Raw genomic sequence first — 826 nt, 5'->3', positions numbered from 1 at the left:
AGGTGTAAGTAATTTCTTCAGCAACTTGAACGACATCACCGTCATTATCAATGATCTCCTTCAGTTCAAATTTAAACAAGCAGCCAACGATACAGGTCGTTTTGTTCTCAATACTACCGTGGGTGTTGCCGGTATTTTTGATGTTGCCAGTCTGAGTGGGAACCACAAAAATAACGAAGACTTTGGTCAGACACTTGGAGCCTGGGGCGTAGAGCCTGGTGCCTATATTGTTCTACCTTTCTTTGGTCCCAGAACAGTGCGTGACTCATTTGGTTTAGTGGGTGACTATTACACCGACCCCGTTACTTATGTTGAGGGACCCGGTGCTCGTAATGCTTTCCGTGGAGTCAGATTAGTGGATACTCGTGCTAACTTATTACGTGCTGAAAAAGTGTTAAACGAGGCTGCTACAGACGAATACAGTTATGTACGTGATGCATACCTTCAGCATCGTGAATATCTCGTTCATGACGGCAATCCGCCAAGTAACGATGATGAATTCGATTTGTTTGAAGAATGATCTAACGACAACTCACAAACGAATCCTTATAATGAAGAGCCGGGTATATCCCGGCTTTTTCATATCTCACATTTAATCAACGTGGAAGCTAATGACAACTATTCTGTTTATATCAGCCATTATCGCGGGTTTCGGAATTTTAATCTGGGGAGCAGATCGATTTGTTGATGGCGCAGCGAATATTGCCACCAATTTTGGTGTATCCCCCCTTATCGTTGGTTTAACGATTGTGGGTTTTGGCACCTCGGCTCCTGAAATGCTGGTGTCAGCATTAGCAGCAATCGATGGTGCGCCAGCACTGGGGAT

At 44.4% G+C, this 826-nt stretch carries 1 protein-coding gene and 1 pseudogene; both read left to right on the top strand.

The window, feature by feature from the left end; translation table 11 throughout:
* Positions 1-520: MlaA family lipoprotein (locus B4K20_RS08255; protein ID WP_289282542.1), on the top strand; the 520-nt coding region annotated here is incomplete at its 5' end.
* A 91-nt stretch (positions 521-611) separates the two neighbouring features.
* Positions 612-826, top strand: a pseudogene (locus tag B4K20_RS08250) (calcium/sodium antiporter); the annotation flags it as partial.

The organism is Methylophaga sp. UBA5088, assembly GCF_002414625.1.
Taxonomy (GTDB): Bacteria; Pseudomonadota; Gammaproteobacteria; order Nitrosococcales; family Methylophagaceae; genus Methylophaga; species Methylophaga marina.
This window is presented reverse-complemented; position numbering and strand designations above follow the sequence as displayed.